This is a genomic window from Pseudoalteromonas sp. APC 3694 (assembly GCF_030407565.1).
Taxonomy (GTDB): Bacteria; Pseudomonadota; Gammaproteobacteria; order Enterobacterales; family Alteromonadaceae; genus Pseudoalteromonas; species Pseudoalteromonas tetraodonis.
Genome location: NZ_JASDDE010000056.1, coordinates 1 through 26,204, shown reverse-complemented (window position 1 = coordinate 26,204; position 26,204 = coordinate 1). Strand labels below are relative to the sequence as shown.

The following is a 26,204-nucleotide window of genomic DNA, read 5'->3' as shown; positions in this document are numbered from 1 at the left end:
GCGCTGAAAATAGCTGCTTGAGATGGATTTATTATCCGGAGTTCAGGTTATTTATACTTTGGCATTAGACATAAAAAAACGCGATAGATCATCGCGTTTTTTATGGATTAGAATAATAATCGTATTAGTATAACTAATTGCTTTTGCGTTTGATGTTAGCACCTAGCGCACTGAGTTTATCTTCAATACGCTGATAACCTCTATCTACATGATAAATACGATCAACAACCGTTTCACCTTGGGCCACAATCCCCGTTAAAATAAGGCTCGCTGATGCTCGTAAATCGGTTGCCATAACCTGCGCACCCGATAAGCTTTTTGTTTCACCACAAAAGGCCGTATTGCCTTCTAAGCGAATATTAGCGCCCATACGTTGTAGCTCAGGCACATGCATAAAACGATTTTCAAAAATAGTTTCGGTAATCGTCGCACTACCATTAGCCACCACATTTAATGCGGTAAATTGAGCTTGCATGTCGGTTGGAAAACCTGGATGAGGCATAGTTTTAATATTCACCGCTTTTAGCTCTCGGCCTCGCATGTCTAAATAAATACTGTCATCGTGCACTTCTAATAACGCATTGGTTGCACGCAGTTTTTCAATTACCGGCTCAAGTGAATGAAAGTCGGTCATTTTACATAGTACTTCGCCACCGGCCATCGCTGCAGCCACTAAAAAGGTACCGGTTTCAATACGATCCGGTAATATGCGGTGCTCACAACCTGATAGGCGCTCAACCCCTTCAATCTCAATACGGCTTGAGCCCGCACCACTGATTTTAGCCCCCATAGCAATTAAGCAATTAGCTAAATCGATGATTTCGGGCTCGCGCGCTGCATTTTCTAGTACTGTTTTACCCTCGGCGAGCGTTGCCGCCATCAGTAAGTTTTCAGTAGCACCTACGCTGATCATTTCCATGAAAACTTCAGCGCCTTTTAAGCGACCATCTACTTTGGCATTAATATAACCGTTTTCAACGGTTATTTGAGCACCCATACGCTCTAAGCCTTGAATATGAATATCAACCGGGCGCGCACCAATAGCACAGCCACCAGGTAAGGATACTTGTGCCTCACCAAATCGAGCGACTAAAGGGCCAAGTGCAAGCACTGACGCACGCATTTGCTTTACTAAGTCATAAGGCGCTAACGTGCTATTTACCGTTGCACCATCAATAATGAGTGAATCGCCCTGCCACTGAACATCAGCGCCTAACGTTTTCAGTAAGGCTTCGGTCGTGATGATATCGCGAAGATGTGGTACGTTAGTGAAAGTACTTTTGCCATCAGCTAATAAAGCTGCAAATAGAATCGGAAGAGCTGCGTTTTTAGCGCCAGAAATAGTTACTTCACCAGCCAGTGAAGTGCCACCTTGAATTACAAATTGATCCATCTAAGGGGCCTTATTTATTGCGGTAAAATGAATTTTTGCTCACGCTTCCACTCTGTCGGAGTAAAAGCGCGGATAGAAACAGCATGAATGGTACCGTCTGAAATAGTGTTCATTAATGGGCCATACACTAGCTGTTGCTTTTTAACACGACTTAATCCGTCAAAGCATTCACCGACAGCGATTACTTCATAATGACTGCCATTGGCTTTTACATGTACTTCAGCTAACTGAAGTTCGTCGCGTAATAATGTTTCGACTTGACTCGTTTCCATAACTCTCACTCAAATAGGGTTGTAACCTGGCCTAACTGCATAAGGTTTTGCAGTTGTTCAGGTGGGTTTTGCAATTCAAGGCGAATGCCTTGTTGCTTAAATTCTGTAAAAGAGTGAATTAACCAAGCTAAGCCGGCTGTGTCAACCCTTGTCACCTCACTTAGGTCAAAATAAAGGGTTTTATGCTCAGTTTGTCGCTTAGTGTTCAGAAGCCGTTCATTGCCAATTGAATTATGAGTCAATTCACCACTGACTCGTAGATGCTGTTCATCGACTTGGCTGATTGCCAATTTAGTCATTTGTGTCGCTGCCTCTAAACTGAACCGGTAACTTACTTTTTTGCTCTAACAGGTCGCTAACGTGGTCAATACCTTGTTGGCGTAAAATGCCCTGAAGCTCACTTTGTTTTGCATCAAGTAAGCTAATGCCTTCAGCAATCATATCGTAAGCGCGCCATTCGCCACTTCTATCTTCACGTACTTTAAAATCAATTTTAATATCAGGCTTACCGGCTTCTACAATTTTGGTTTTTATCATCACCACATCTTTGCCTTTAAAAGGCTGCTCGGCAGCAAATTCAACTTGTTGATTAGTATACTGGGTAAAAACGCCAGCATAAGTGGCAACAAGGTACTCTCTAAACGCGCCAATAAAACGCTGAATATCTTCAATTGCTTTTGCTTTTTCTGCTTTGTCGGTAATGGCGCGTACCTTAGATACTTCGCTACCTAACACTCTCAGTGCAGCATATTTGTAGTCAATGTAGGGCATCAGTTCTTCTTCAACGATGACCCGTAAATGCTCTTTGTTAGTGGTTATTAACGGCTGGTCTTTGGTAATACGCTCAAAGGTATTATCAGCAACCTGACGTACCATTTTATTAGGATCAGTCAATTTCACTTCACCGGCATGTACACTTTGTACTAGCGTGACAGTTACTAATGCGATACTTGCTAAAAATGTTTTCAACATAATAATTACTCACTACCTTGGTTGAATAAAAACTGGCCTATTAATTCTTCTAGTACCAATGCTGACTTGGTATCTGTAATAGAATCGCCGTTGGCTAATGCTTTACTTTGAACACCAAATAAATCGTCAATGGCTTGATCTTGTTCGCTGTTCGCTACATCTTCGCCTAAGCATCGCTGTTTAGCTGAATCTGATGCGATAACGGGGTTAATTCCTAAATATTGTTCACCTAAAATACCCGAGGTTAAGATAGAGATGGAACTAGTGTCTGAAAAACGACACAAATACTGCGCATCAATGCTCATATTTACTACTGGTAAAAACTCTTGTGGATGCACATAAATTGACTCTACACGACCAATAACAACGCCGCCCACCTTAATGGGTGCACGTGTTTTTAATGATCCTATATTTTCAAACTTGGCGTTCAATGTGTAGGTTTCACCTGAGCCGCTAATACCCGAATTAGCCACTTTGAGCGCCAGCATTGAAAATGCCAAAATGCCCAATGCTACAAAAAAACCAACTAAAATTTCTAATTTCCGTGAATTCATTATTTAATACCCTATTAGCTGGTAAACATTACCGCTGTCAAAATAAAGTCAAAACCTAATACCGCTAGTGATGAGTGCACCACTGTCTCTGTTGTTGCCTTGCTGATCCCCTCTGATGTGGGAACACAGTCATACCCTTTGTAAAGCGCAATCCAGGTAACAACAATCGCAAATACGATACTTTTAATTAAACCGTTTAGTATGTCTTTTTCAAACGACACCTGAGATTGCATAATTGACCAGAAACTTCCCGTATCAACGCCTAGCCAATCAACCCCCACTAAATGAGCACCAATAATAGCTACAGCAGAAAAAATAAGTGCCAACATTGGCATACTAATCAAACCAGCCCAAAACCGTGGCGCTATAATTCGTCTAAGCGGGTCAATGGCCATCATCTCAAGCGATGATAACTGTTCGGTGGCTTTCATTAAGCCAATTTCAGCGGTTAACGCACTGCCTGCCCTACCGGCAAATAATAATGCGGTTACTACTGGCCCAAGTTCACGTAATAAACTGAGTGCCACTAAAGGGCCTAGGCTGTCTTCAGCGCCAAAATCAACTAAAACAGTATAGCCTTGCAGGGCTAATACCATGCCGATAAATAATCCCGACACAACAATAATCAACAGCGATTGTGAACCAACCATGTAAAGTTGGCGCACGAGTAAAGGTGTGCCTTTTTTAAAATTGGGTACATGCCATAACGCACTTGCCAGCATTTGGGTTGAACGCCCCAGTGCAGCAAATCGGCCCAGCGTTTTGTGGCCTATTTTTTGTAGTAAATCCAACATTACTGCTGCTCTCCTAACAGTTCATCTGCATAGGTTTGTGCTGGATAATGAAATGGCACTGGACCATCTGATAACCCTTTTAAAAACTGTTGAACAAGTGGTGATTCGTGCTCTCGCATCTGCTCTGGTGTACCACTGCCAATAACGCCTTGTTCAGCAATAATAATAACGTGGTCGGCAATACTCATTACTTCTGTCACATCGTGCGTGACAATTAAAGAAGATAAGCCAAGTACTTCGTTTAAAGATTTGATCAGCTTAACTAAAACCCCCATTGAAATAGGGTCTTGTCCTGCAAAAGGCTCATCATACATAATAAGTTCAGGATCAAGCGCTATAGAGCGAGCCAAAGCTGCACGACGTGCCATACCGCCAGATAACTCTGAAGGCATTAAATCTTTAGCACCACGTAAGCCAACAGCTTGTAGTTTCATTAATACCACTAAACGGATTAAATCTTCACTGAGTTGCGTGTGCTCTCGAATGGGGAATGCAATGTTATCGAACACCGACATATCAGTAAATAAGGCACCGCTTTGAAATAACATACTCATGCGTTTACGTGCCGCGTAGAGCTCTTTACGGGACATGGCAACTATGCTGTCTTTTTTAAATAAAATATCACCGGAGTCGGGTTTGAGCTGGCCACCAATTAAGCGCAGCATCGTGGTTTTGCCAATTCCGCTTGGCCCCATAATGGCAGTAATTTTACCCTCAGGTACGTCAAAGCTCATATTTTTATATATGACCCTATCGCCTCTAGAAAAGGTAACATCCTTGACTTCAACTATTGATTGCGACAAGTCGCTCTCCATAACAATACTCTCTCATATTTCTATTTTAAGGGTTTTTTAACCAATATGGAAAAAACAATTCGTAAGATTTTGTAATAGTGTCGCAAAAACAGTTATAAGATTGATTCAAGCAGCCTTAACTTTGGCTTAAAATTTCATATAAAAAGCGCCAAAGAATACTTAAAATAACCGCCTAATGTATTACACCTTATTCTTTTATTTATACTTTTATGGTGGCTTTTGTTACTATTCGCGCTATCTGAATTTACATTAATTGGCTTATCACAATGGTTACCTCGTTTGTCATTTTAATTCTTGGTTTTGCGGCTCTCGTATGGAGTGCAGACAGGTTTGTTTATGGTGCAGCAGCACTGGCTAAAAACTTTGGCGTGCCAACGCTAATTGTAGGTTTAACCGTGGTAGCTATGGGCTCTTCAGCGCCTGAAATGATGGTATCGGCTTCAGCAGCTTTGGCAAATAAAACCGATACTGCCGTGGGTAATGCAGTTGGTTCAAACATCACTAACATCTTATTAGTTTTAGGTATTACCGCCCTTTTAAGACCCTTATCAGTATCTTCAAGTACGTTAAAACGTGAAATACCACTGGTACTGCTGGTCTCCATTGCAACTTGGTATATTTTTTCAGATAACTATTTTTCATTTTTTGAAGGTGCAGCCTTATTATTTGGCTTTGTTGTTTTTATTGGCGGACTTATTTTTGTCTCACTGCGAGCTAAAAACCAAGACGATCCGTTTGTGAGCGAAGCCTGTGACGAAGTACCTGACAATGTACCAACCAAAAAAGCTGTTTTTTGGCTGGTAGTGGGTATGATTTTACTGCCGGTTAGTTCACACTTTTTAGTTGGCTCAGCCGTTGATATCGCAAAATATTTTGGCTTAAGTGACTTGGTGATTGGTTTGACCATTATTGCTATAGGCACCAGCTTACCTGAACTTGCAGCTTCAATTGCAGGTGTACTTAAAAATGAAGATGACTTAGCGCTGGGTAACATAGTTGGTTCGAATATTTTTAATATTTTAGCGGTATTACCGCTGGCAGGATTAATTAATCCATCGGTTATTGACGCATCAGTAGCTAACCGTGATGTTATTATTATGATTGGCGCAACCTTGGCGCTAATTGCTATGTCATTGAACTTTAGAGGTCAAAGACGTATCAATAGAATAGAAGGTGGCTTGCTCATCGTCGCATTTATGATTTACCAAGGTTATATTTTTAGTCAAGTAGGATAGCCCATGGCAACGCTAAACTTTATTCAACAAGGGTTACGTGTTCTAGAGATTGAACGCCAAGCACTCAGCGATATTACACAATACGTTAATGAAAGCTTTAACCAAGCCTGTCAATTAATGTATGACTGCTCAGGTCGTATTATTGTTATTGGCATGGGTAAATCAGGCCATATTGGTAACAAAATAGCCGCCACTCTTGCCAGTACCGGCAGCCCCGCATTTTTTGTTCACCCGGGTGAAGCAAGCCATGGTGATTTAGGAATGATCACAGCAAATGACGTGGTTATCCTCATTTCAAACTCTGGTGAAACCAGCGAAGTACTTAATATTATTCCAGTATTAAAGCGCATTGGTGCCAAAATGATTGCCATGACAGGCAACCAAGGCTCAACCATGGCAACATTGGCAAATGTGCATGTGTGTATTAAAGTTGAACAAGAAGCCTGCTCATTAGGCTTAGCACCTACTGCAAGTACCACTGCCACACTCGCTATGGGTGATGCCATGGCGGTGGCATTATTAGAAGCACGCGGCTTTACTGCTGATGATTTTGCACTATCGCACCCTGGTGGTAGCTTAGGCAAGCGATTACTCTTAACTCTTAAAGATGTTATGCACAGCGGTATTCACACGCCTATTATTAATGAAACGCAAACCATTAAAGACGCCTTAATTGAAATGTCAGCCAAAGGGCTTGGCATGACCGCTATTATAAATAGTAATCAGCAATTATCGGGGTTGTTTACCGATGGTGATTTACGCCGTATTTTAGAGCAACGTATTGACATTCATAGCACTGAAATTAATGTTGTGATGACCAAGTCGTGTACTACAGCTACCCAAGAGATGCTCGCGGCTGAAGCGTTAAATATTATGGAACAAAAACGTATTAATGGTTTAATTGTAATTAATGAGCATAATCAACCGATTGGCGCACTAAATATGCAAGACTTACTTAAAGCCGGAGTGCTATAAATGCAATTTGAAGATCTCTATCAACCGCTAAGTGATGATGCAAAGGCGCGCGCAAAAAAAGTAAAGCTATTAATTTGTGATATTGATGGTGTATTTTCTGATGGCCGTATTTACCTTGGAAACCAAGGTGAAGAACTCAAAGCATTTAACACCAAAGACGGATTTGGTATTAAAGCCCTGATTAACAGCGGTTTTGAAGTCGCCGTAATCACTGGGCGCCATTCTCATATAGTGCAGCAACGTATGAGCAGTTTAACCGTACAACATATATATCAAGGCCAAGAAGACAAGCTTATAGCCTATCAAGAATTAAAACAAAAATTAGCGCTTAGCGATGAGCAAATTGCTTATATAGGTGATGATGGCCCAGACATGCCAGTAATGGAGCAAGTCGGTTTTGCGGTTGCCGTAAACGATGCTCATCCACTTATTAAACGTTTATCACATTATGTAACCCAACTGCCCGGCGGTTTTGGGGCGGTAAGAGAGCTGACAGACTTACTTATGCTCGAAAATAACAAGCCACTAACTAGCCAAGGAACGAGTTCATGAATGTAGCGCGCATTATACTGAGCGTTTTATTCATAAGCTGTATGGTTTGGCTCTGGTATCCTTATTTTACTAAGGTTGATATTACTGCAAGCGAAGAAACACAAGTTATTGCTAAGCCTGATTATACCGCTATTGAGCTAAAACAAACGGCTTATAATGAACAAGGTAAAGTGAGCCATAAGGTAACTGCGGTAAAAATGGAGTTGTATCAACAACTCGGTTTTACCTTTTTTGAAAAGCCTATATTCACTTTATACAACGAGCAGCAAACATGGCGTATTAACGCCGATGAAGCCACCCTCTACGACGACCGTCAACTGGTGTTAGAGGGTAATGTAACCGCTCAAAACTTAGTAGATAACGCCATGATCGATACGATCACCGCCCAGACCATCAATGTTGATATAAAACTATTAACCATGCAATCACAGCAGCCTGTCGTTATTACAGGACCTAATTTAAAAATCACAGGTAAAGGCCTTGAGGCCGATTTAAAAACCGAGGTGATTAAACTTATTAACCATACGCGAACCCTATATTATGACCAATAACCTATTTAAAATTTTAATTGTTCCCTCACTATTAATTGCTTTTAACAGTAATGGCGCTGAACCTGCTGAAGCCCCCGCTGCTAATCAAATTTCAATTAGTGCAGATAAGCAAGAAGGTCAATTAAAAGAAAACGTAGGCATTTTTGAGAAAAATGTTGAAATTATTCATGGTAATCGCCGTATCACAGCTGACCGTTTAGAAGTGCATAAACGCGATGACCTAGGCGATAACAAACAGTTATTAATTGCCACAGGCAGCCCTGCATATTTTGAAGAAACACAAGCCGATGGCACCATAATGAGCGCCAGTGCGAATGAAGTGCGTTACGATGTGTCGCTGCGTTTTTTAACCTTAATCGGCGATGCAAGCATTGCTCAAGCAGGTCAAAAAATAACAGCTAAAAGTATCACTTACGATATCGGGCAGCAGTTAATTAGCGCAGAAAAAGACGAAAACTCAACAGACCGTGTACACACTATTTTAGTGCCTGTTGAAAATAAAAAAGAAGATGATAAAGGCCAACCATGAGCACATTAAAAGCAGAGCTATTAGCTAAAAGCTACAAAGGTCGTGAAGTTGTAAAAAACGTTGGCCTAGAGGTTGAAGCTGGCAGTATTGTGGGGTTACTTGGCCCTAATGGTGCAGGTAAAACCACCACTTTTTATATGATTGTAGGCCTTGTCCCTAGTGATAAAGGCAAAATATCAATTGATGATAAAGATATTACTTTATTACCGATGCACAGCCGAGCGCGTTTAGGGATTGGTTATCTACCGCAAGAGTCGTCTATTTTTAGAAAGCTGACTGTTTATCAAAACTTAATGGCTATCTTAGAAACACGTAAAGAATTAAATAAACAACAACGCGAAGATACCTTAAATAATTTACTTGATGAATTTAGCATTCAGCATATCCGCGACAGCCAAGGTATGGCCTTATCAGGTGGTGAACGTCGCCGCGTTGAAATTGCTCGCGCGTTAGCAGCAAACCCTAAATTTATCCTTTTAGACGAACCCTTTGCGGGGGTTGATCCTATCTCAGTATTAGATATTAAAAAGATTATAGAGCATCTTAAAAACCGTGGCATTGGCGTACTTATTACAGACCATAACGTGCGCGAAACACTTGATGTTTGTGAAAAAGCCTACATAGTTTCTCATGGGGAGTTAATTGCATCAGGCACTCCTGAATACGTATTAAACGATAAAACAGTACGCGATGTTTATTTGGGCGAGCAGTTCAAGCTCTAATATGTGTGTTATTACACTAAGCATCTGCTAAGATTAATTATACTTAGGTCTGTTGACCTTTCAAGGTTGAATTTTCAGCAGTTTGTTTGGTATTTAGGCAAGGCAGAGTCTATGTGGTGTGATATTCCCCATAAATAGGCGATAACGCAGCATCAATGCCAAACAGGCGCTGCCCTTCGGGTTCTGCCTAGGGACGATTTACTCTTTGTTGCCTACATGGATGTAGGTAAGGAGCGTGAGCAGGACGCGGAAGCTTTGCTCGGTTTTGACTTAGCCCACTAGGTTACAAACCTCGCGCCGCAATTAAACCGCCCCTAGTTTGAACAAATTTTAATCCGTAAAGGTCAACAGACCGTAATTTAAAAGGATTGTTAGAGATACATGAGGCAATCATTACAGCTGCGCATGGGCCAGCAACTTACAATGACTCCACAGTTGCAACAAGCAATTCGCTTATTGCAACTCAGTACATTGGATCTCCAGCAAGAAATTCAAGAAGCGCTCGATAGCAACCCCTTGCTTGAAGTTGAAGAACATGATTACAGCGAAGACACTGCAGGTAAAAACGAACAAAAAGCCGATAACGATGACTTAACGCTAAGTGCCTCAGCTGACGATAAACCTAGCGAGTATGAGCAAGATAGCGGCGAAGCAATGACCAAAGACACCATTAGCGATGATATGGCTATGGATGTTACTTGGGATGAATATATGAGCGCTGCGCCTGCCTCTTCATCGGGTCCAATGCCAGAAGATGAATCTATTTATCAAGGCTCTTCGACTGAAACGCTGCATGAGTATTTAATGTGGCAACTTCAACTGACGCCGTTTAGTCCTACCGATGAAGCGATAGCTATTGCAATTGTAGAAGCTGTGGACGACTCAGGGATTCTAACCCTTAGCTGTGAAGAAATATTAGAAAGCTTTAACCAAGAAAACGACGGCGAAGATGAAGTTGAACTTGACGAAATAGAAGCGGTACTAAAGCGTATTCAACTATTTGATCCAGTGGGAATAGCCGCGCGTAGTTTACAAGAGTGCTTGTGTATTCAGCTAAATCAATTTGATAAAGACACACCTTTTTTAAACGAAACAAAAATGATCTTAACCGATCATATTGATTTACTTGCTGCACGTGACTATCGCACGTTGATGAAAAAAACAAAGCTTAAAGAAGATGAGCTAAAAGAAATCATGACGTTGATTCATACGCTCAGCCCAAAACCGGCAGACACTATTGTTAGAGAAGAGTCTGAATACGTTATTCCTGATGTGTCGGTTAAAAAAGTTAAAGGTCGTTGGGTAGTTGAATTAAATCCAGATAGCATGCCTAAGATCAGAGTAAATAGCCAATATGCAGCTATGTCGCGTACGGTTAAATCAAGTGGTGATAGCCAGTTTATTCGCTCGCACTTACAAGAGGCTAAATGGTTTATAAAAAGCTTAGAAAGTAGAAATGACACGCTACTTAAAGTAACCAACTGTATTGTGCAGCAGCAACAGGCCTTTTTTGAACACGGCCCTGAGGCTATGAAGCCTATGGTGCTTAACGATGTGGCTGAAATGGTGGAAATGCATGAGTCGACTATATCGCGTGTTACTACGCAAAAATACATGCATACACCACGTGGCATTTTTGAGCTTAAATATTTCTTTTCAAGCCATGTAAGTACTGAAAATGGTGGCGAATGTTCATCAACAGCAATACGTGCATTAATTAAAAAATTAATCGCTGCAGAAAACTCAGCTAAACCATTGAGTGATAGTAAAATTGCAGATATATTGGCAGAGCAAGGAATTAAAGTAGCGAGGAGAACCATTGCAAAATATCGCGAATCTCTAGCTATTCCCCCGTCTAATCAACGTAAAAGTTTGATTTAAGGCGTACAACAAAGAGGAAAATGTTTATGCAACTGAATTTAACTGGTCGCCATGTAGATATTACCGACTCGCTTAGAGACTACGTAAATAGCAAATTTTCGAAGTTACAGAGGCACACTGATCACATAACGAATGTGCACGTTATTCTCGATGTAGAAAAACTAAACCAAAAAGCTGAAGCAACCGTTCATGTTAGTGGCGCTGAGATTTTTGCTTCTACTGAGCATCAAGATATGTATGCCGCTATAGACTCGCTCATTGACAAGCTAGATCGTCAAGTAATTAAACACAAAGAGAAACTTGCTCGACACTAACACTATGAAACTAAGCTCACTTATCTGTCAGGACTGCAGTAAAGCTGCGGTCCTTTTTAATAGTAAAAAAAGAATTTTAGAATTTATCAGTGAATTGGCTCACAATAAACTGCCCTATTTAACACAACAAGATATTCTTAATGCATTAACTGCAAGAGAAAAGCTTGGAAGCACAGGCATTGGTCGAGGCATTGCTATTCCACATGGTCGCATGAGCGGTGCTCAAGAGCCCCTAGCTTTGATTTTAGTGAGCGAAACAGCTATTAATTTTGATGCGATTGATAACCGGCCGGTTGACATTTTTGTCGCGTTAATTGTTCCCGATGGCGATAATCAGCAGCATTTGAAGACGCTAGCCACGATTGCTGATAAGCTCAATGATAAAGAATTTTGTAAACAGTTACGCGCCGCCAAATCGGATAGCGAACTGTATCAGGTTATCGTCAGTCAATCGTAGTAATAAAGAAAGGTGATAAATGGAATTAATAATTATAAGCGGTCGTTCAGGCTCAGGTAAATCTGTGGCGTTACGCGTTGTGGAAGACTTAGGTTATTATTGTGTAGACAATATTCCTCTTAATTTATTACCATCATTAGTGCGCAGCGTTTCCGACAGTTATAATAAAATTGCTGTGAGTGTTGATGTGCGTAATCTACCTAAAGAGCAACAGCAATTTAATGAAATACTCGAATATTTACCTGGTTTTACTAAACCAACGGTATTTTATTTAGACAGTGACGATCAAACATTAATAAAACGTTTTTCAGAAACGCGACGTCTCCACCCTTTATCTATTGATTCTTTGCCGCTTGATTTAGCCATAAAAAAAGAAAAACAACTACTTGATGTATTGATTAACCGTGCTGATTATATGATTGATACCACGGATTTAAGTGTGCATCTGCTTGCTGAATCTATTCGTGAAAAAATACTCGGAAAAAAAGATAAACAACTGATCATTACCTTTGAGTCATTTGGTTTTAAACACGGCATCCCTAAAGAAGCAGATTACGTATTCGATGCCCGTTTTTTACCAAACCCGCATTGGGAGCCTGAACTTAAGCCACTTACGGGGCTGGACCAACCAGTAAAAGACTACCTAGCAAGTCACAGTATAGTGCAAAAATTTACATGGCAAATTCAAACATTTGTGCAAACATGGCTGCCGCATTTAGAACGAAATAACCGCAGCTACTTAACCATTGCAATTGGCTGTACCGGTGGGCAACACCGCTCTGTTTATTTAGCGCAAACCATTGCTGAAAGCTTTGCAATGAGTCATCCTAATGTAAAAATTCGCCACCGAGAACAAGAATAAAATCAAAGCTTGCGAGAACATGTCATGCGCTTAGAAAATACATTTTTAATAAAAAACAAATTAGGATTACACGCTAGAGCGGCGACAGTATTAGCTCAGCTTTCTGTGCAATTTGATGCCACAATCACTTTATTTCAAGATGACAAACAAGCCGCTGGCGATAGCGTGCTGGCACTTATGTTACTCGAAAGCAGCCAAGGCAAAGAAGTTAAGGTGGTATGCGAAGGCCCCGACGCTGAGCCTGCACTTAGCGCAATAGGTGAGCTCATCGACCAACGATTTAATGAGCAAGAATAAAAAAGTTCATTATTAACTCATCATCCTAAGCTTAGGTTAATAGTGGTTGAGTTAGTTTGCTCACATAAAGTAAGATAAACTAAAATTGAATAGCATTTATACCCTTCCAGCATGTAATACAATTTAATTAAGGACGCCAATGCCTGAAGCTTTAGAACAAGATATTCCACTACAACAGCTAAAACAGGTGACTAAGTCACTAAATAGTGGTCAATTTGTTCAAGTTAGACGCATGCTGGCAAAAACGGCGCCTTGTGATACCGCACTTCTTTTAGAATCATCCCCGCATAAAATTCGCCGTATGCTCTGGCAGCTTGTTGATCCTGATGTACAAGGTGATGTGCTTGAAGAGCTTTCTGAAGATGTACGTTTGGGCATTATTGCGCAAATGGCACCCGAGCACATTGCTGCTGCAACCGAAGACATGGGCCATGATGACTTAGGGGAAGTACTACGTAGCCTACCTGACACTGTTTATAAAGACGTTGTTAGCGCTATGGATATTCAAGATAGAGAACGTGCAACGCAGGCTTTATCGTATCAAGAGCGCTCTGCTGGCGCATTGATGAATATAGATACCGTTACTATTCGCCCCGATGTGACTCTAGATGTGGTACTGCGTTATATTCGCTTACGCGGCGAATTACCTGAGGGTACAGATGACTTATATGTGGTTGATGAAAATAACTGCTTTTTAGGCGCCCTATCGCTGAGCACTTTATTAACTAATCCCCCTGAAAAAATTGTTCATGAGTTAATGGATGAAGACTGTGAGTCTATTCCTATTTCAATGGATGAGAGCGAAGTTGCACAATTGTTTGAGCGTCATAACTGGATATCGGCACCGGTTGTTGATGACAACGCACACTTGCTTGGGCGGATCACCATTGATGATATCGTTGATGTTATTCGTGAAGACGCTGAGCACAGTTTACTGGGTTTAGCGGGTTTAGATGATGAAGAAGATACCTTTGCACCTGTGTTGAAAAGCTCTAAAAAGCGCTCAATTTGGCTGGGTGTAAACTTACTAACTGCATTGCTGGCTGCAATTGTGGCAAGCTTTTTTGAAAACACCTTAGCTATATTACCAATTCTTGCTGTGCTCAATGGTATTGCCCCGTCAATGGGTGGGGTTGCAGGCAGCCAAACCTTAACTTTGGTTATTCGCGGTATCGCGGTGGGCCATATCAACCAAACTAACCAACGTTTTTTATTATTAAAAGAACTCGCTATCGGCGCGATTAACGGTATGGTTTGGTCTATCCTAATTGCCGGTGTCGTTGCGCTTTGGCAATGGGATTTCAAACTCGGTGGTGTTTTAGCGTTTGCTATGTTTATGAATTTAGTTGCAGCAGGTATTGCGGGTGCTAGTATCCCACTATTGCTTAAAAAAATGAAAATAGATCCAGCACTTGCTGGCAGTGTGGTACTAACCACGGTAACTGATATTGTTGGTATATTTGCCTTCTTAGGTACTGCGACTTGGTTATTGATTTAATCTTTTTATAAACGTTTTTAAACAAAAACACCGCATCAATACGCGGTGTTTTTGTTTAAGCCGATAGTTACTTTACATAAGTTAAGGCTACTTAGCGCGCTGGCGATTACCACCTACCTTAGGTTTAGTGTTGGCTTTTTTAAACTGGCTAAAGCCAGTATGACGAGTCAGCGCAGGACGACCGCCCTTGTTACCTTTTCCGCCTTTGGTTTGTCTTTCATCTCGCCCTTCTTCAGGGACTAAACAGTTAGGTCCTTTACCAATAAGCTTGGCTTTGCCCATGTTACGCAGGGCTTCGCGGATCATTGGCCAACCGGCAGGATCGTGATAGCGTAAAATCGCTTTATGCAAACGACGTTGGCGCGCTCCCTTAGGCACAGCTACTTGCTCCGTATTATTTTTAATATTACGTAGCGAGTTCATTTCTGTGTGGTAAATGGTGGTAGCGTTGGCCATCGGTGATGGATAAAAATTTTGTACCTGATCAAGCTTAAAATCATTCGATTTCAACCATAAAGCCATGTTTACCATGTCTTCATCTTTAGTCCCCGGGTGAGCAGAAATAAAGTATGGAATTAAATACTGCTTTTTACCCGCTTCTTTTGAGTACTTATCAAATAACGCTTTAAATTCATCATAGGCGCCCATACCTGGTTTCATCATTTTTGATAATGGGCCATCTTCTGTGTGTTCTGGGGCTATTTTTAAATATCCACCAACATGATGGGTTACTAGCTCTTTAACGTAACGAGGATCACGTACTGCAAGGTCATAACGCACGCCCGAAGCAATTAAGATCTTTTTGATCCCTTTAACCTCACGCGCCTTTTTATATAAGTCGATAGTGGGTGTGTGATCGGTATCCATATGCTTACAAATATCAGGATACACACACGACAAGCGACGGCACGTACTCTCTGCTTTTTTACTGGTACAACGCAGTTTGTACATATTTGCAGTTGGCCCACCTAAATCAGAGATAACCCCAGTAAAGCCCGGCACTTTATCTCTAATTTGTTCAATTTCTTCGATAATCGATTCTTGAGAACGGCTTTGTATTATGCGCCCCTCATGCTCGGTAATAGAACAAAACGAACAGCCGCCAAAACAGCCGCGCATAATATTTACCGACGTTTTAATCATATCGTAAGCAGGGATTTTATCATCGCCATAACTTGGATGTGGTATACGCTGGTAAGGTAAACCAAACACGTCATCCATTTCCTGAGTTTCAAGCGGATAAGCCGGCGGATTCACCCAAATAGAACGATCGCCATGACGCTGAAATAACGCCCTTGCACAACCTGGGTTGGTTTCTTGATGTAAAATACGTGATGCATGGGCATACAAAGGCTTATTAACGCTAACCTGCTCAAATGCCGGCAGTTTAACGTAAGTTTTTTCCCACGGCTTAGGACGCGCAGGCTGGATGGTAATTGGTTTTGCAGCTTCTGCTTGTAAATCGATGCCGGCTTGCTTAAATTCTGATTTAGCACAGCCCACATCATCCGCGCCATAAGGATTAGGAATAGGGTCTATTTTACCAATTTTATCAATGGCTGTTGAGTCACTGCCACGCCAACCGGGTAAAGGCTCTTTACGAATAACTGCCGTGCCTCTAACATCCTGTATGGTATCCATGGTTTCACCGGCAGCGATACGATGCGCTACTTCAACTAACGGGCGTTCGGCATTACCATAAATTAAAATATCGCCTTTAGCGTCAAATAATACGCTACGACGTACTTTTTCTTGCCAGTAATCATAATGAGCAATACGGCGCAGACTGGCTTCAATGCCCCCTAACACTAATGGCACATCTTTGTAGGCTTCACGACAGCGTTGTGAATAAATGATCACTGCGCGATCTGGGCGTTTACCGCCGACATTTCCTGGTGTGTATGCGTCATCATGGCGCATTCGTTTTTCAGCGGTGTAACGATTAATCATCGAGTCCATATTACCGGCTGTAATACCAAAAAATAAGTTAGGCTTACCCAATGCCATAAAGGCATCTTTAGAGTTCCAATCTGGTTGAGCAATAATACCCACTCTAAAACCTTGCGCTTCTAGCACTCGGCCAATTACGGCCATCCCAAAACTAGGATGGTCTACATAAGCATCACCGCTAATAATAATAATATCGCAGCTATCCCAGCCAAGCGCGTCCATTTCTTCGCGTGTTGTTGGTAAAAATGGAGCTATGCCATAACACTCAGCCCAATACTTGGGGTATGAGAATAAGGCGCGATCAGCTTTTAATGTGCTCATAAAATTGGCCGTTCAATAACAAAAGGCGCGAATTATACCCTATCGACATCCCCGTTGATATAGCACAAAATGAAAGCGCTGATTAAAAATTGTTTACCTTTATTGCATTACTAAAACTAATAAATCATCTAAACTTATTACGGCTAATGTCTGCTTTTGAAATAATACAGGGTAGATAAAATAGATCAAAAGCAACCGCGACTTCGTTAAACTATTAAATAATTAATAATTGATAGACGCTGTAAATTAAAATAGATGAGGAATACCTATTAAACTACTTAAAAAAATAATGCAGTTTTCAATCATTTTACTCCTGGTTTTTGTTGTCGTTGGATTATTGTTACCACAAAATTATCATGTGCAAAAAAGTATAAAGATTAACGCACGCGCTCCCGTAATAAAGTCATTAGTGGAGGACTTTACCCAGTGGTATAAATGGTCGCCCTGGCAACAAATAGACCCTAATATTAAGTTTAATATTGGAGAACCGAGCTCTGGCGCAGGAGCCTACCAATCTTGGGAAGGTAAATGGGGCAAAGGCGAAATGACAATATCATCATTAAGCGATAATGAAGTTGTACTTAGTGTGTTATTTAATCAAGAGCATATTATCACTAGCAAATTGCTATTTAGCCCGCACACAAAAACCGTCACGTGGCATATAGAAGGACAAGCAACGATGCCGCTTATATCTGGCTATGTTGCTATATTTGCTGAAAATATATTAAGCAATATAGTCACCCTAGGGCTAAATAACTTAAAGACGGTAGCCCAACTCAGTGATGCACAAGCAATAATGGAAAGCCATGACAGTCAAAACCGCACAAGCCAGGATTAAACTTGCCAATATTATTGAGTCACTGCTAGGTTACTCGGTCACAAAAGTGAGCAATACGCCTGCCATTGATGAAAAAACCTATAATCCTCAAGGTAAAGCCAAATCGCTTTATAGTATTAATAGCGAGCATTCAATTTTAGCGCGTGCTCAAAAAAGACAAGACTTACTACTGATTAAACAACAACAAAATATTGAGACTATTTTAGCCTTAGCAATGGAGTTTTGTCCTGATGTTGCTTGCGCCAAACAGCCCGATGCTGATTGGGTAGAGCACTTTATAGCCTTATGTGAAGATACCTCAAATCAATCTATGCAAGTGTTGTGGGCAAAAATTTTTACTGGCGAAACCATTAGCCCAGGTACTTTTTCTATTAAAAGTTTACAAACACTCAAGCACATGACCCAGCGCGAAGCCGATTCATTAAGAAAGTGCGTGTCTATTTCTGGGTATAACGAAAAGGATAGTAGCCACCTAATATTCTTGGGGTATTACAAAAAACCCTCGTTATTTGATTTACTAGGCAAGGGTAATAAAGTGTCATTAAGCATAGGTAAAAGCGGCGTGAGCTTTCCAGACGTACTAACTTTAATGGATTTAAACTTGCTGTATCGTAAAGAAATAGAGTCAGCGGCATTAAAAGTAGGACAAGAGTTCACCCTATCCTTTTTATCACAAAAACTAACCTTAAAAGCAAAAAGTAACGATTTGGTGCTTAGCTATTATAAGTTTACTCAAACAGGTGATGAACTATTTAGATTAATGAACTACCCAATTAACAAGGTGTACAAACAGTTAATTGCTTCATCATTTGAAGGGGAGTTTGAATTAGTTTGGCATTCTTTAAAATAGCAAACAGAGATGACTAATAATAAAAGCGTGTGTTAGCTTTTAAAAATAAGAGCCACACAAGGTGGCTCAAAATAATACTTTATTAAAAGTGAACCTGAATACCGGCAAACGGCCCTGATGCATCAATATCAGTATTAATATCATCGACATCATCAAGTTCTAAAACCATAGAGCGGTAGCCCGCTTTAACCGCAACATCAACGGCTAGGTTATCAATAAATTCCCAAGCAATACCCATTTGGTAATCTTGTACTTTACTGTCATCGATGGCTAAAAAGCTGCCTTCAGCAAAAACACTTAAACCACTAAATGGTAAACCCGCTTCAAAACGTCCATATACTAACGGCACAACACCAGAGAACTCTTCGATTTCAGTAAAGTTAGCGCCACCTTGTTGTGATGTACCTGTTACAACAAGCTCACCATCAAACTGCTTAGCATTAAGACCTAAATCAATTGAGATTAAATCGTTATCAAAAATCTCGTAGTAAAAAATATAATCAATATGCGATAAGTCAGTCACTGAATTAACACCTGTGCCTACAACATAATCAGTACCGTTAAAGCTAAATGTGTCTTCAAGCACTGTTGATCCGTTTAATTCAAGCTCAGTGTATTTTAACTTTAAATTTGGCACTAATGGCACTGGGTGCTCAAGCGCAGCGTAATAACTTACAAAAGTTTCATCTTCAAAGTTGAAGTTTTGCAGGGCGTTATTGTTATCAGAAAAGCTACCGTCATTATCTGCTTTCCAACCATCAACCCCTACATATAAACCCAATACAGTGTCGGCTTGTGCTACAGGGGCTAAACATGCCATTGATAAGGCTGCTGCTATACAATACTTTTTCATTTTTTATCCTTGCGCTAATAATTCGCTAAGTTCAATTAGTGCCGCATTGGCTCTAGAAATATAATTTGCCATAACAAGTGAATGGTTGGCGACATAACCAAATCCATTACCGTTTAAAATCATTGGGCTCCATACCGTTTCTTGGGTTGCTTCAAGCTCGCGAATAATTTGTTGCAAGCTGACACGGGCGTTCTTTTTATCAAGCACATCGGCAAAATCATATTCAACCGCCTGTAAAAAGTGCAGTAAAGCCCAAGTGGCCCCACGTGACTCATAAAATACATCATCAATTTCCCACCATGATGTTTTTATTTGTTGTTGTAAAGGCGTATAGGTGGCCTGTGTATTTGAAGAGTTACCGGCGAGGTCAGTGTTAACCTTATCTTGACCCACGCTTGCACTTAAACGCTGACTTAAGCTGCCTAAACGCTTTTCAGCTTCTTTTAACCAACTGCGTAGGTTATCTGCACGAGAGTAAAATTGGCTATCGCGCTCATGCTGATTGGCTATTTGAGAACGATATACCATTAAATAATCAATTCCTTTTTGGTATTCACCCTCAGCACTTGGCCATGCCCATGCTTCAGAGCTGATATTAAATTGTGGCTGAGCTTTTTTGAGCGCTTCGTGTTCAGTTGATTGCGATTGTGAGCGGCTAAAATCTTTTCGCATAGACAACGCTAAATCACGCACCATTTCCAGCGCACCATACTCCCAGGCCGGCATATTGTCCATTATTACGCTCGGTGGTAGCACATCATTTGATAAGTAACCGCCTGATTTAGTTAAAAGCGTATCAGCTACAGTGATGAGTGTTGAAGTTGTTACATAACCTGTGACTAGTTTTTCACTGCGTTGCTGCGCTTGTTGCTTAGCATTTTGCACAACATCAAAACGTGAAGGCTCTATACTCCAGTACACTGCAATGGCGTAAAACACGACAAATAACAGTACCAGTGCCGTTATTATTTTTCCTTTATGCTGTGACATTTATCCTCCTAATGATGACTATGATCTTTCGATGCTTTTACCGACTCTGCTTGTGAGGCTAACGAAACGACTTTTGCATTGGTAAATACTCGGTTCCCGTCTTCAAAATATAGCGTGAGTTTACGGTCTTGACCTACTTTTAACGGTTCTTGTGGTTCAAATACCATTAAATGATAGCTGCCTGGCTTAAAATCAAGTTGTTGGTGAGCTTTAATAAGCAATGATTCGACTTTTTGCATTTTCATCATACCGTCAGCGTGAACGTGCTCATGAATTTCAACACGCCCTAGGCCATCAATTGTCGCTTTAGTCAACGTTGCTGGTACATTGCTGTGGTTTTTAATACTAAAGTAAGCCACACTCGCTTTGGTTGCCGGCAAAAACTCTCTTACTTGCGCATGTGTTACTTGTAGCTGCGCAACAACACTATCGTGTTCATGTCCTTCGTGCGCCATTAACGAAGACGAAAAAACCCCCACCATTAATGCACTTGCTATCGAAATACATTGTTTAATCATCAGTAAAATCCTTGTTAAAACAAAAAATATAGCTCAAATTTATCATAATTCCCCTATGTTAGGCAGCTAATTTAAGCTCAAGAGACGACTTTTTTGTTATCTGCGATTAACCAACACAGCCCTGCTACAAACAATAACGGCCAAGCAATCATCAATGATCCGAGTGAACTACCCATCGACGCCACTCCGTGTCGATCAATGGGCTTCTACAGCCTTGACTTAGAGACTAGGCTGCTTCTTTTTTCTCAGTTCCAACAGCAAACTTCGATAGCTCGAAGACTTTCGTTTTAATGGCTGATTTCTGCTGAGATGTGGGGGTAACCCTTGCGACGATCCCAGCCGCAATCAAATCTAATTCACCTGTTTTTGCTATGCTTTTAGCCGCTGACAAGTCTCAGTTTTGGTAAGTTTCACAAGCCGTACATATAAAAAAGCTAAAATAGTACCAGCCAGTGCCACCATCGCCGCGCCAACTAACCCCATCGTCACTAAAGTAACAATCGCAATAACAACGATAATAGCAACTAATGCACCAATGAGCTCTATACCTGTCCAGCTAATATCTGAGATCCATAGCGGAAACTGCCACACATCAAAGTGAATAATTGAACCGCTATTAATTAAAAACAACGCAACAATAACTAGGCACACGGCGAATGTTTTCATGCTACTCTCCTTACACTGCTTTTTCTTCAAGGCAACAGTGAGCAATTAAATAACCTAGCGCCACTGCAAACGGAAAACTTAAAAATAATAAAACAGTCACTAAGCGAGTAGACCATACCGGAAAGTCTAGTCGGTAAGCTAACCCACTACAGACGCCTGATATTTTTTTGTTAAGCGTATTTTTGTACCAACGACGGTGTGTATTAAAACTATTCATAACAATCTCCTTAGGCTGTTTGTTTATTAGCAGTATTTAAACTTGCTTTTAAACTAGCCAGTTCTGCATCAATTTTTTCGTTTTTAACCAGTGACTCAATTTGCATAGCTGTATTGCTCGCAGTATCTGTGAGCTCATACGCTTCAACTTGCGACTCTACACTCTCAACACGGCGCTCTATTTGCTCAAATCGTGATAAGGCAAAAGCCACTTTATCGCTTTGTAGTTGCGTATTTATTTTTGCCCTTACCTCAACTACGTTTTCACGCTTTGCAAGTTGTGCTTGCTTTGCTTTTGCCTGCGTCATTTTTTGCTGTAAGCGCTCGCAGTCTTCTGTGATTTTTACAATCGATTGCTGCAATGTTTCAAGCTGCGTTTGCAAGTACTCTATGTTTTGTTCAACTGTGTGTTTTTCGTCTAATGCTGATTTAGCTAAATCGTCACGATTTTTTGCCACAGCATGCTCAGCTTTTAATTGCCAATTTGCGAGCGCTTGCTGTTTGTTACTTATTTGACGTTTAATGCTCTTTTCTTCACATAAAAGTGCAGCTGCCGTACTACGACACTCATTAAGCGCTTCTTGCATTTCAGTAAGCATTAAATTGAGTAACTTTTCTGAGTCTTCTGCTTTATCAAGCATAGCTACGATATTTGCTTGAATGACGTCGTTTACGCGGTTAAATATGCCCATGTTATTCTCCTGATGATTTTTATTTATACATCAACAGGATTCCAAGAGTTATGCCAACAACTTAAAATGGTTTTATTTTCATTAAATATCATGTGGTTAAGTTATTTTAAGTAGGTAAATTAATGACTCGCCACTGAATGAAATTAAGTCGAATTGGCTAATAAATTAAACTTTTGACCAAAATTTGGGATCAAAAAAAGCCACCTGAGGTGGCTTTTTTCTATACAGAGGATCTGCTATTCGGGTACGTAACTTAGTGCTTTATCCATAACACTCAAATCAGCTTGCTTGCCATGGCCATTTTCAGATAAATGGCGTCTAAAACCACGCGCACCGGGTTGTCCCTGAAAAATACCCAACATATGGCGAGCAACATGCCAAAAGTTAGCGCCTAAACGCATCTCTTCTTCAATGTAATCATACATAGAGCGCACAACATCATGACGTGACTGAGTATTAGCAGCATCTCCATATATTTTTTCATCCACTTCATTTAGCATAAATGGATTACTGTAAGCCTCTCGCCCAACCATCACCCCATCTATGTACTGTAAATGCTCAAGACTTTGCTCAATGGTTTTAACACCGCCATTAATACTTAAATCAAGTTGTGGATAATCTTTTTTAAGCTGGTAAACACGGGGGTAGTTAAGCTCAGGAACTTCGCGATTTTCTTTTGGACTCAACCCCTTTAGCCATGCCTTACGGGCATGAATAATAAAATCATCACAGCCTACTTTATGCGATGCTTCAATAAGCGCACATAAAAATTCATAGGAATCTTGCTCATCAATACCAATGCGCGTTTTTACCGTAACAGGAATACTGACTTCACTTTTCATTGCAGCAACACACTCTGCCACAAGCTCGGGCTCTGCCATTAAACAGGCACCAAAACGCCCATTTTGCACACGATCTGATGGGCAACCTACGTTAAGGTTTATTTCATCATAACCGCGCTCACCTGCAAGCTTAGCGCATTGTGCTAGCGCTTGCGGATCTGAGCCCCCCAGCTGTAGCGCTACTGGGCCTTCATGTTGATTAAAGTGCAAATAGTCACCACGGCCAAACAAAATAGCACCTGTGGTGATCATTTCAGTGTAGAGGACGGTGTGCTTTGTCATTTTACGATGAAACGTACGACAATGGCGATCAGTCCAATCGAGCATGGGTGCCACGCTAAAGCGTCGATTTAAAGTACGTTTATCCAAAATGTAGTCCTCAAAAATTTATAATTTAAGCACAGCTTAAAAGGCGCTGCATTTTACACAAAAGCCCCATGCGCAGCAATATTAAGCAAACACCTGCAAGCCAAAGTATTGTGCGATACCATTTAAAATATTCGTTACTGCGACTGAGCTTAAAATTAACCCCATAATTCGGCTAATAATACTTGCCCCACTATCACCTATTATTTTATGTACATGCGTAGCAAGTAATAACAAAATAAGTACCACCACCAAAACAGCTAACATCATTGATGAAGTAATCATTTGTTCAACCCAGGTATATTCCTCATTGCGTGTCATTAATACCGCACCTAACATGGCACCGGGACTGGCTATTGATGGGATAGCGAGCGGAAAAATAGCGGTTTCAGTGCTGTCTCTAACACTTTTAATTTCAGCTTCAGGCTTGCTTTCACCAAAGGTCATGGAAAGTGCAAAAATTAATAAAATTAAACCACCTGCTATTTGAAATGCCGAGAGCGGGATCTCAATCACATTCAGTAATTGCTCGCCAGCAACTACAAAAAATAACAGCACTAAAGCAGACACACCCACGGCTTTAAAAATCACTTTACGCTTAAACTTGTCGTCATCTCCACGAGTTACGGCGATAAAAACCGGGATTGTGCCAATTGGATCGATAACCGCAAAAAAGAAAATAAATATAGCTAATAGTTCATGCATTAATGAGTACCTTTTCACTAAATCGGTTAATAAAACGCTGCAACTACAATACAGTATGTTAGTATATCACGGCAGCGTAAGGATGAGAGAAGATGAATATAGAATCACTCGTAAGTAAAGCAAAACAAGTGTGCGACAACCGTGGTGCGCGATTCACACCAATTCGCGAGAAGGTATTTCGTTTATTGGCCAGTGCCCAAGGTGGTGTGGGGGCGTACGATTTACTTGAGCAATTGAAAGTCACTGAAACAGGTGCTAAACCTGCAACGATTTATCGTGCTTTAGACTTTTTAGCCGAACTCGGTTTTATTCATAAAATTGAAAGCACCAATGCATTTATGCTGTGTCATCACTTTGATCATATTCATCCTGTTCAGCTATTAATTTGTGATAGCTGCGGCTTTGTTAAAGAGCTGCACTCAACAGTAATTTCACATGAGCTCAATAACTTGGCAGCCGAAAGTGGCTTTGTAGTTTCCGGGCAAACAATAGAAGCACACGGTAAATGTGACGCTTGTCGAGCATAGCTGAGCGACTATAGCTATACTTTACGTATACCCTCTATCAGTACCAATTTAAGGATATATAATATGAATGTAGAGTTCATTAATCCCTTTTTATCTTCTTTGATGAATGTACTGAGCACCATGGCTCAAACTCAGTTAAAACCAGGTAAACCTCGCATTAAAACCGATGAAGTAGCCTGTGGTGATGTATCGGGATTAATTGGTATGGTTGGCCCCCAAACTCGCGGTTCATTTTCAATAACCTTCGACAAAAGTTTAGCGCTGACTATAATGGAACGTATGTTAGGTGAGCGACCTGACAGCATAAATGAAGAAGTCACTGACATGGTCGGCGAAATAACCAATATGGTCACCGGTGGTGCTAAAAACCTATTAGGTGAAAAAGGCTATGACTTTGCCATGGCAACCCCCATTGTTGTGTCTGGTAAAAACCATACTATTACGCATAAAAGTGACGGCAAAAAAATTATTATGCCATTTACCAGTGATGCAGGTAATGCAAACATTGAAGTGAGCTTTGATAAGCTATGAGCTGGTCGCAAACCACGATTACATTAAAGCCTCGCTCGCGGGGCTTTCACTTAATTGATAACGACATACTGACTAAACTCCCACAGCTGAGCCAACTAAAAATAGGTTTATTACACTTATTTATTCAACACACCTCTGCCAGCTTAACCATTAATGAAAATGCCGATCCGACCGTGCGTATGGATATGGAAAGCCACTTCAATCAGTTTGTACCTGAGCGCCAGCCTTATTATCGTCATGACTATGAGGGCGATGATGATATGCCTGCTCATATTAAAACCAGCACTTTAGGTTGCGAGTTAACGATACCTATTAATAATGGTCAATTAGCGCTGGGGACTTGGCAAGGAATATACTTAGGCGAACATCGCGATCATGGCGGGGTTAGGCGTATTATTGCCACTTTGCAAGGCGAAACGTTTTAGGTTTTAGGTTTTAGGTTTTAGGTTTTAGGTTTTAGGTTTTAGGTTTTACAACACAGATCGTTCGCATCCATTGAGCACTTCAAATCTAATAAAAATTATATAAATTAAATTTATAATGATTCACATGTGGATTATTGTTTGCTATTTGAAAATGAATATCTGGAAAGTAAATAAGATTGGAGCGGTACACGAGGCTCGAACTCGTGACCTCGACCTTGGCAAGGTCGCGCTCTACCAACTG

At 40.8% G+C, this 26,204-nt stretch carries 33 protein-coding genes; 17 read left to right on the top strand and 16 right to left on the bottom strand.

Going from position 1 to position 26,204, the window contains the following annotated elements:
* Positions 1 to 133: 133 nt before the first annotated feature.
* The 7 genes from murA to QMA00_RS15570 are packed head-to-tail and all read right to left on the bottom strand — an operon-like array spanning position 134 to position 4,800.
* A complete protein-coding gene (gene murA / locus QMA00_RS15600) occupies positions 134 to 1,393 on the bottom strand; it encodes a UDP-N-acetylglucosamine 1-carboxyvinyltransferase (RefSeq protein WP_008465122.1) in 1,260 nt (419 codons plus the stop codon).
* A 14-nt stretch (positions 1,394 to 1,407) separates the two neighbouring features.
* Positions 1,408 to 1,665 (bottom strand): BolA family protein, encoded by a 258-nt coding sequence (locus QMA00_RS15595; protein WP_007378312.1) that lies wholly within the window; start codon positions 1,663 to 1,665, stop codon positions 1,408 to 1,410.
* Between the two features lie 5 nt (positions 1,666 to 1,670).
* Entirely contained in the window at positions 1,671 to 1,964 is a 294-nt protein-coding gene (locus QMA00_RS15590; protein WP_008465119.1) for an STAS domain-containing protein, read from the bottom strand.
* Positions 1,957 to 2,637, bottom strand: coding sequence for an ABC transporter substrate-binding protein (locus QMA00_RS15585; protein WP_076922691.1), 681 nt, complete (start codon positions 2,635 to 2,637; stop codon positions 1,957 to 1,959). Before QMA00_RS15585 ends, QMA00_RS15590 begins: the two co-directional genes overlap by 8 nt.
* A 5-nt stretch (positions 2,638 to 2,642) precedes the next feature.
* On the bottom strand, positions 2,643 to 3,191 hold the full coding sequence (mlaD, locus tag QMA00_RS15580; protein WP_013463990.1) for an outer membrane lipid asymmetry maintenance protein MlaD: 549 nt from the start codon (positions 3,189 to 3,191) through the stop codon (positions 2,643 to 2,645).
* Positions 3,192 to 3,205: 14 nt separating this feature from the next.
* Entirely contained in the window at positions 3,206 to 3,985 is a 780-nt protein-coding gene (gene mlaE, locus QMA00_RS15575; RefSeq protein WP_290157908.1) for a lipid asymmetry maintenance ABC transporter permease subunit MlaE, read from the bottom strand.
* Positions 3,985 to 4,800, bottom strand: coding sequence for an ATP-binding cassette domain-containing protein (locus QMA00_RS15570; protein WP_290157907.1), 816 nt, complete (start codon positions 4,798 to 4,800; stop codon positions 3,985 to 3,987). The genes mlaE and QMA00_RS15570 overlap by 1 nt, the downstream gene beginning before the upstream one ends.
* 266 nt (positions 4,801 to 5,066) lie before the next feature.
* On the opposite strand from QMA00_RS15570, the gene QMA00_RS15565 reads away from it, so the two are divergent.
* From QMA00_RS15565 to mgtE, 12 genes are all read left to right on the top strand, one after another.
* Complete coding sequence (locus QMA00_RS15565) at positions 5,067 to 6,035, top strand: calcium/sodium antiporter (protein WP_033104260.1); 969 nt, start codon at positions 5,067 to 5,069, stop codon at positions 6,033 to 6,035.
* 3 nt (positions 6,036 to 6,038) lie between these two features.
* Complete coding sequence (locus tag QMA00_RS15560) at positions 6,039 to 7,010, top strand: KpsF/GutQ family sugar-phosphate isomerase (protein WP_290157905.1); 972 nt, start codon at positions 6,039 to 6,041, stop codon at positions 7,008 to 7,010.
* Positions 7,011 to 7,562: a 3-deoxy-manno-octulosonate-8-phosphatase KdsC gene (gene kdsC / locus QMA00_RS15555; protein WP_013463985.1), complete on the top strand. Its 552-nt coding sequence runs from the start codon at positions 7,011 to 7,013 to the stop codon at positions 7,560 to 7,562.
* Positions 7,559 to 8,113 (top strand): LPS export ABC transporter periplasmic protein LptC, encoded by a 555-nt coding sequence (gene lptC / locus QMA00_RS15550; RefSeq protein WP_024601343.1) that lies wholly within the window; start codon positions 7,559 to 7,561, stop codon positions 8,111 to 8,113. The genes kdsC and lptC overlap by 4 nt, the downstream gene beginning before the upstream one ends.
* Positions 8,103 to 8,642 (top strand): lipopolysaccharide transport periplasmic protein LptA, encoded by a 540-nt coding sequence (gene lptA / locus QMA00_RS15545; protein ID WP_076922695.1) that lies wholly within the window; start codon positions 8,103 to 8,105, stop codon positions 8,640 to 8,642. The genes lptC and lptA overlap by 11 nt, the downstream gene beginning before the upstream one ends.
* Complete coding sequence (gene lptB / locus QMA00_RS15540; protein WP_013463982.1) at positions 8,639 to 9,364, top strand: LPS export ABC transporter ATP-binding protein; 726 nt, start codon at positions 8,639 to 8,641, stop codon at positions 9,362 to 9,364. The genes lptA and lptB overlap by 4 nt, the downstream gene beginning before the upstream one ends.
* 381 nt (positions 9,365 to 9,745) lie before the next feature.
* Positions 9,746 to 11,245, top strand: a complete 1,500-nt coding sequence (locus tag QMA00_RS15535) for an RNA polymerase factor sigma-54 (RefSeq protein ID WP_024601344.1) — start codon at positions 9,746 to 9,748, stop codon at positions 11,243 to 11,245.
* Between the two features lie 26 nt (positions 11,246 to 11,271).
* Positions 11,272 to 11,559, top strand: coding sequence for a ribosome hibernation promoting factor (hpf, locus tag QMA00_RS15530; protein WP_010390562.1), 288 nt, complete (start codon positions 11,272 to 11,274; stop codon positions 11,557 to 11,559).
* 4 nt (positions 11,560 to 11,563) lie between these two features.
* A complete protein-coding gene (gene ptsN / locus QMA00_RS15525) occupies positions 11,564 to 12,016 on the top strand; it encodes a PTS IIA-like nitrogen regulatory protein PtsN (RefSeq protein WP_013463980.1) in 453 nt (150 codons plus the stop codon).
* A gap of 19 nt (positions 12,017 to 12,035) precedes the next feature.
* On the top strand, positions 12,036 to 12,878 hold the full coding sequence (gene rapZ / locus QMA00_RS15520) for an RNase adapter RapZ (RefSeq protein WP_076922696.1): 843 nt from the start codon (positions 12,036 to 12,038) through the stop codon (positions 12,876 to 12,878).
* A gap of 24 nt (positions 12,879 to 12,902) precedes the next feature.
* Positions 12,903 to 13,175 (top strand): HPr family phosphocarrier protein, encoded by a 273-nt coding sequence (locus QMA00_RS15515; protein WP_013463979.1) that lies wholly within the window; start codon positions 12,903 to 12,905, stop codon positions 13,173 to 13,175.
* Positions 13,176 to 13,314: 139 nt separating this feature from the next.
* The gene (gene mgtE / locus QMA00_RS15510; protein ID WP_076922697.1) at positions 13,315 to 14,673 is read left to right on the top strand and encodes a magnesium transporter; all 1,359 of its coding nucleotides are present in this window, start codon (positions 13,315 to 13,317) and stop codon (positions 14,671 to 14,673) included.
* Between the two features lie 87 nt (positions 14,674 to 14,760).
* Here mgtE and QMA00_RS15505 read toward each other — a convergent pair whose 3' ends face one another.
* Complete coding sequence (locus QMA00_RS15505; protein ID WP_076922698.1) at positions 14,761 to 16,944, bottom strand: YgiQ family radical SAM protein; 2,184 nt, start codon at positions 16,942 to 16,944, stop codon at positions 14,761 to 14,763.
* 289 nt (positions 16,945 to 17,233) lie between these two features.
* Here QMA00_RS15505 and QMA00_RS15500 point away from each other — a divergent pair, with 289 nt between their 5' ends.
* Complete coding sequence (locus tag QMA00_RS15500; protein ID WP_076922699.1) at positions 17,234 to 17,782, top strand: SRPBCC family protein; 549 nt, start codon at positions 17,234 to 17,236, stop codon at positions 17,780 to 17,782.
* The gene (locus QMA00_RS15495) at positions 17,751 to 18,632 is read left to right on the top strand and encodes a TIGR03899 family protein (RefSeq protein ID WP_076922700.1); all 882 of its coding nucleotides are present in this window, start codon (positions 17,751 to 17,753) and stop codon (positions 18,630 to 18,632) included. The genes QMA00_RS15500 and QMA00_RS15495 overlap by 32 nt, the downstream gene beginning before the upstream one ends.
* An 82-nt stretch (positions 18,633 to 18,714) precedes the next feature.
* On the opposite strand, the gene QMA00_RS15490 is transcribed toward QMA00_RS15495, so the two are convergent.
* The 8 genes from QMA00_RS15490 to QMA00_RS15455 form a co-directional block, all read right to left on the bottom strand.
* A complete protein-coding gene (locus QMA00_RS15490) occupies positions 18,715 to 19,485 on the bottom strand; it encodes a TIGR04219 family outer membrane beta-barrel protein (protein ID WP_076922701.1) in 771 nt (256 codons plus the stop codon).
* Positions 19,486 to 19,488: 3 nt separating this feature from the next.
* Complete coding sequence (locus tag QMA00_RS15485) at positions 19,489 to 20,475, bottom strand: DUF2333 family protein (protein ID WP_013463973.1); 987 nt, start codon at positions 20,473 to 20,475, stop codon at positions 19,489 to 19,491.
* A gap of 8 nt (positions 20,476 to 20,483) precedes the next feature.
* Positions 20,484 to 20,993, bottom strand: a complete 510-nt coding sequence (locus QMA00_RS15480; RefSeq protein ID WP_076922702.1) for a copper chaperone PCu(A)C — start codon at positions 20,991 to 20,993, stop codon at positions 20,484 to 20,486.
* Between the two features lie 369 nt (positions 20,994 to 21,362).
* Positions 21,363 to 21,659, bottom strand: coding sequence for a hypothetical protein (locus QMA00_RS15475; protein ID WP_290157895.1), 297 nt, complete (start codon positions 21,657 to 21,659; stop codon positions 21,363 to 21,365).
* 10 nt (positions 21,660 to 21,669) lie between these two features.
* The gene (locus QMA00_RS15470) at positions 21,670 to 21,876 is read right to left on the bottom strand and encodes a PspC domain-containing protein (protein WP_013463970.1); all 207 of its coding nucleotides are present in this window, start codon (positions 21,874 to 21,876) and stop codon (positions 21,670 to 21,672) included.
* 10 nt (positions 21,877 to 21,886) lie between these two features.
* Positions 21,887 to 22,567 carry a PspA/IM30 family protein gene (locus QMA00_RS15465; protein ID WP_076922704.1) on the bottom strand — a complete coding sequence of 227 codons (681 nt, stop codon included), beginning with the start codon at positions 22,565 to 22,567 and terminating at the stop codon, positions 21,887 to 21,889.
* Between the two features lie 236 nt (positions 22,568 to 22,803).
* Complete coding sequence (dusA, locus tag QMA00_RS15460; protein WP_036955956.1) at positions 22,804 to 23,736, bottom strand: tRNA dihydrouridine(20/20a) synthase DusA; 933 nt, start codon at positions 23,734 to 23,736, stop codon at positions 22,804 to 22,806.
* Between the two features lie 123 nt (positions 23,737 to 23,859).
* Positions 23,860 to 24,480 (bottom strand): MarC family protein, encoded by a 621-nt coding sequence (locus QMA00_RS15455; protein ID WP_008115498.1) that lies wholly within the window; start codon positions 24,478 to 24,480, stop codon positions 23,860 to 23,862.
* A gap of 92 nt (positions 24,481 to 24,572) precedes the next feature.
* Here QMA00_RS15455 and QMA00_RS15450 point away from each other — a divergent pair, with 92 nt between their 5' ends.
* The 3 genes from QMA00_RS15450 to QMA00_RS15440 all read left to right on the top strand — a co-directional run bounded on the left by QMA00_RS15450 (position 24,573) and on the right by QMA00_RS15440 (position 25,963).
* The gene (locus tag QMA00_RS15450; RefSeq protein WP_076922705.1) at positions 24,573 to 25,007 is read left to right on the top strand and encodes a transcriptional repressor; all 435 of its coding nucleotides are present in this window, start codon (positions 24,573 to 24,575) and stop codon (positions 25,005 to 25,007) included.
* Between the two features lie 63 nt (positions 25,008 to 25,070).
* The gene (locus QMA00_RS15445; RefSeq protein WP_076922706.1) at positions 25,071 to 25,538 is read left to right on the top strand and encodes a chemotaxis protein CheX; all 468 of its coding nucleotides are present in this window, start codon (positions 25,071 to 25,073) and stop codon (positions 25,536 to 25,538) included.
* Positions 25,535 to 25,963, top strand: coding sequence for a secondary thiamine-phosphate synthase enzyme YjbQ (locus tag QMA00_RS15440; RefSeq protein ID WP_076922707.1), 429 nt, complete (start codon positions 25,535 to 25,537; stop codon positions 25,961 to 25,963). Before QMA00_RS15445 ends, QMA00_RS15440 begins: the two co-directional genes overlap by 4 nt.
* Positions 25,964 to 26,204: the final 241 nt, after the last annotated feature.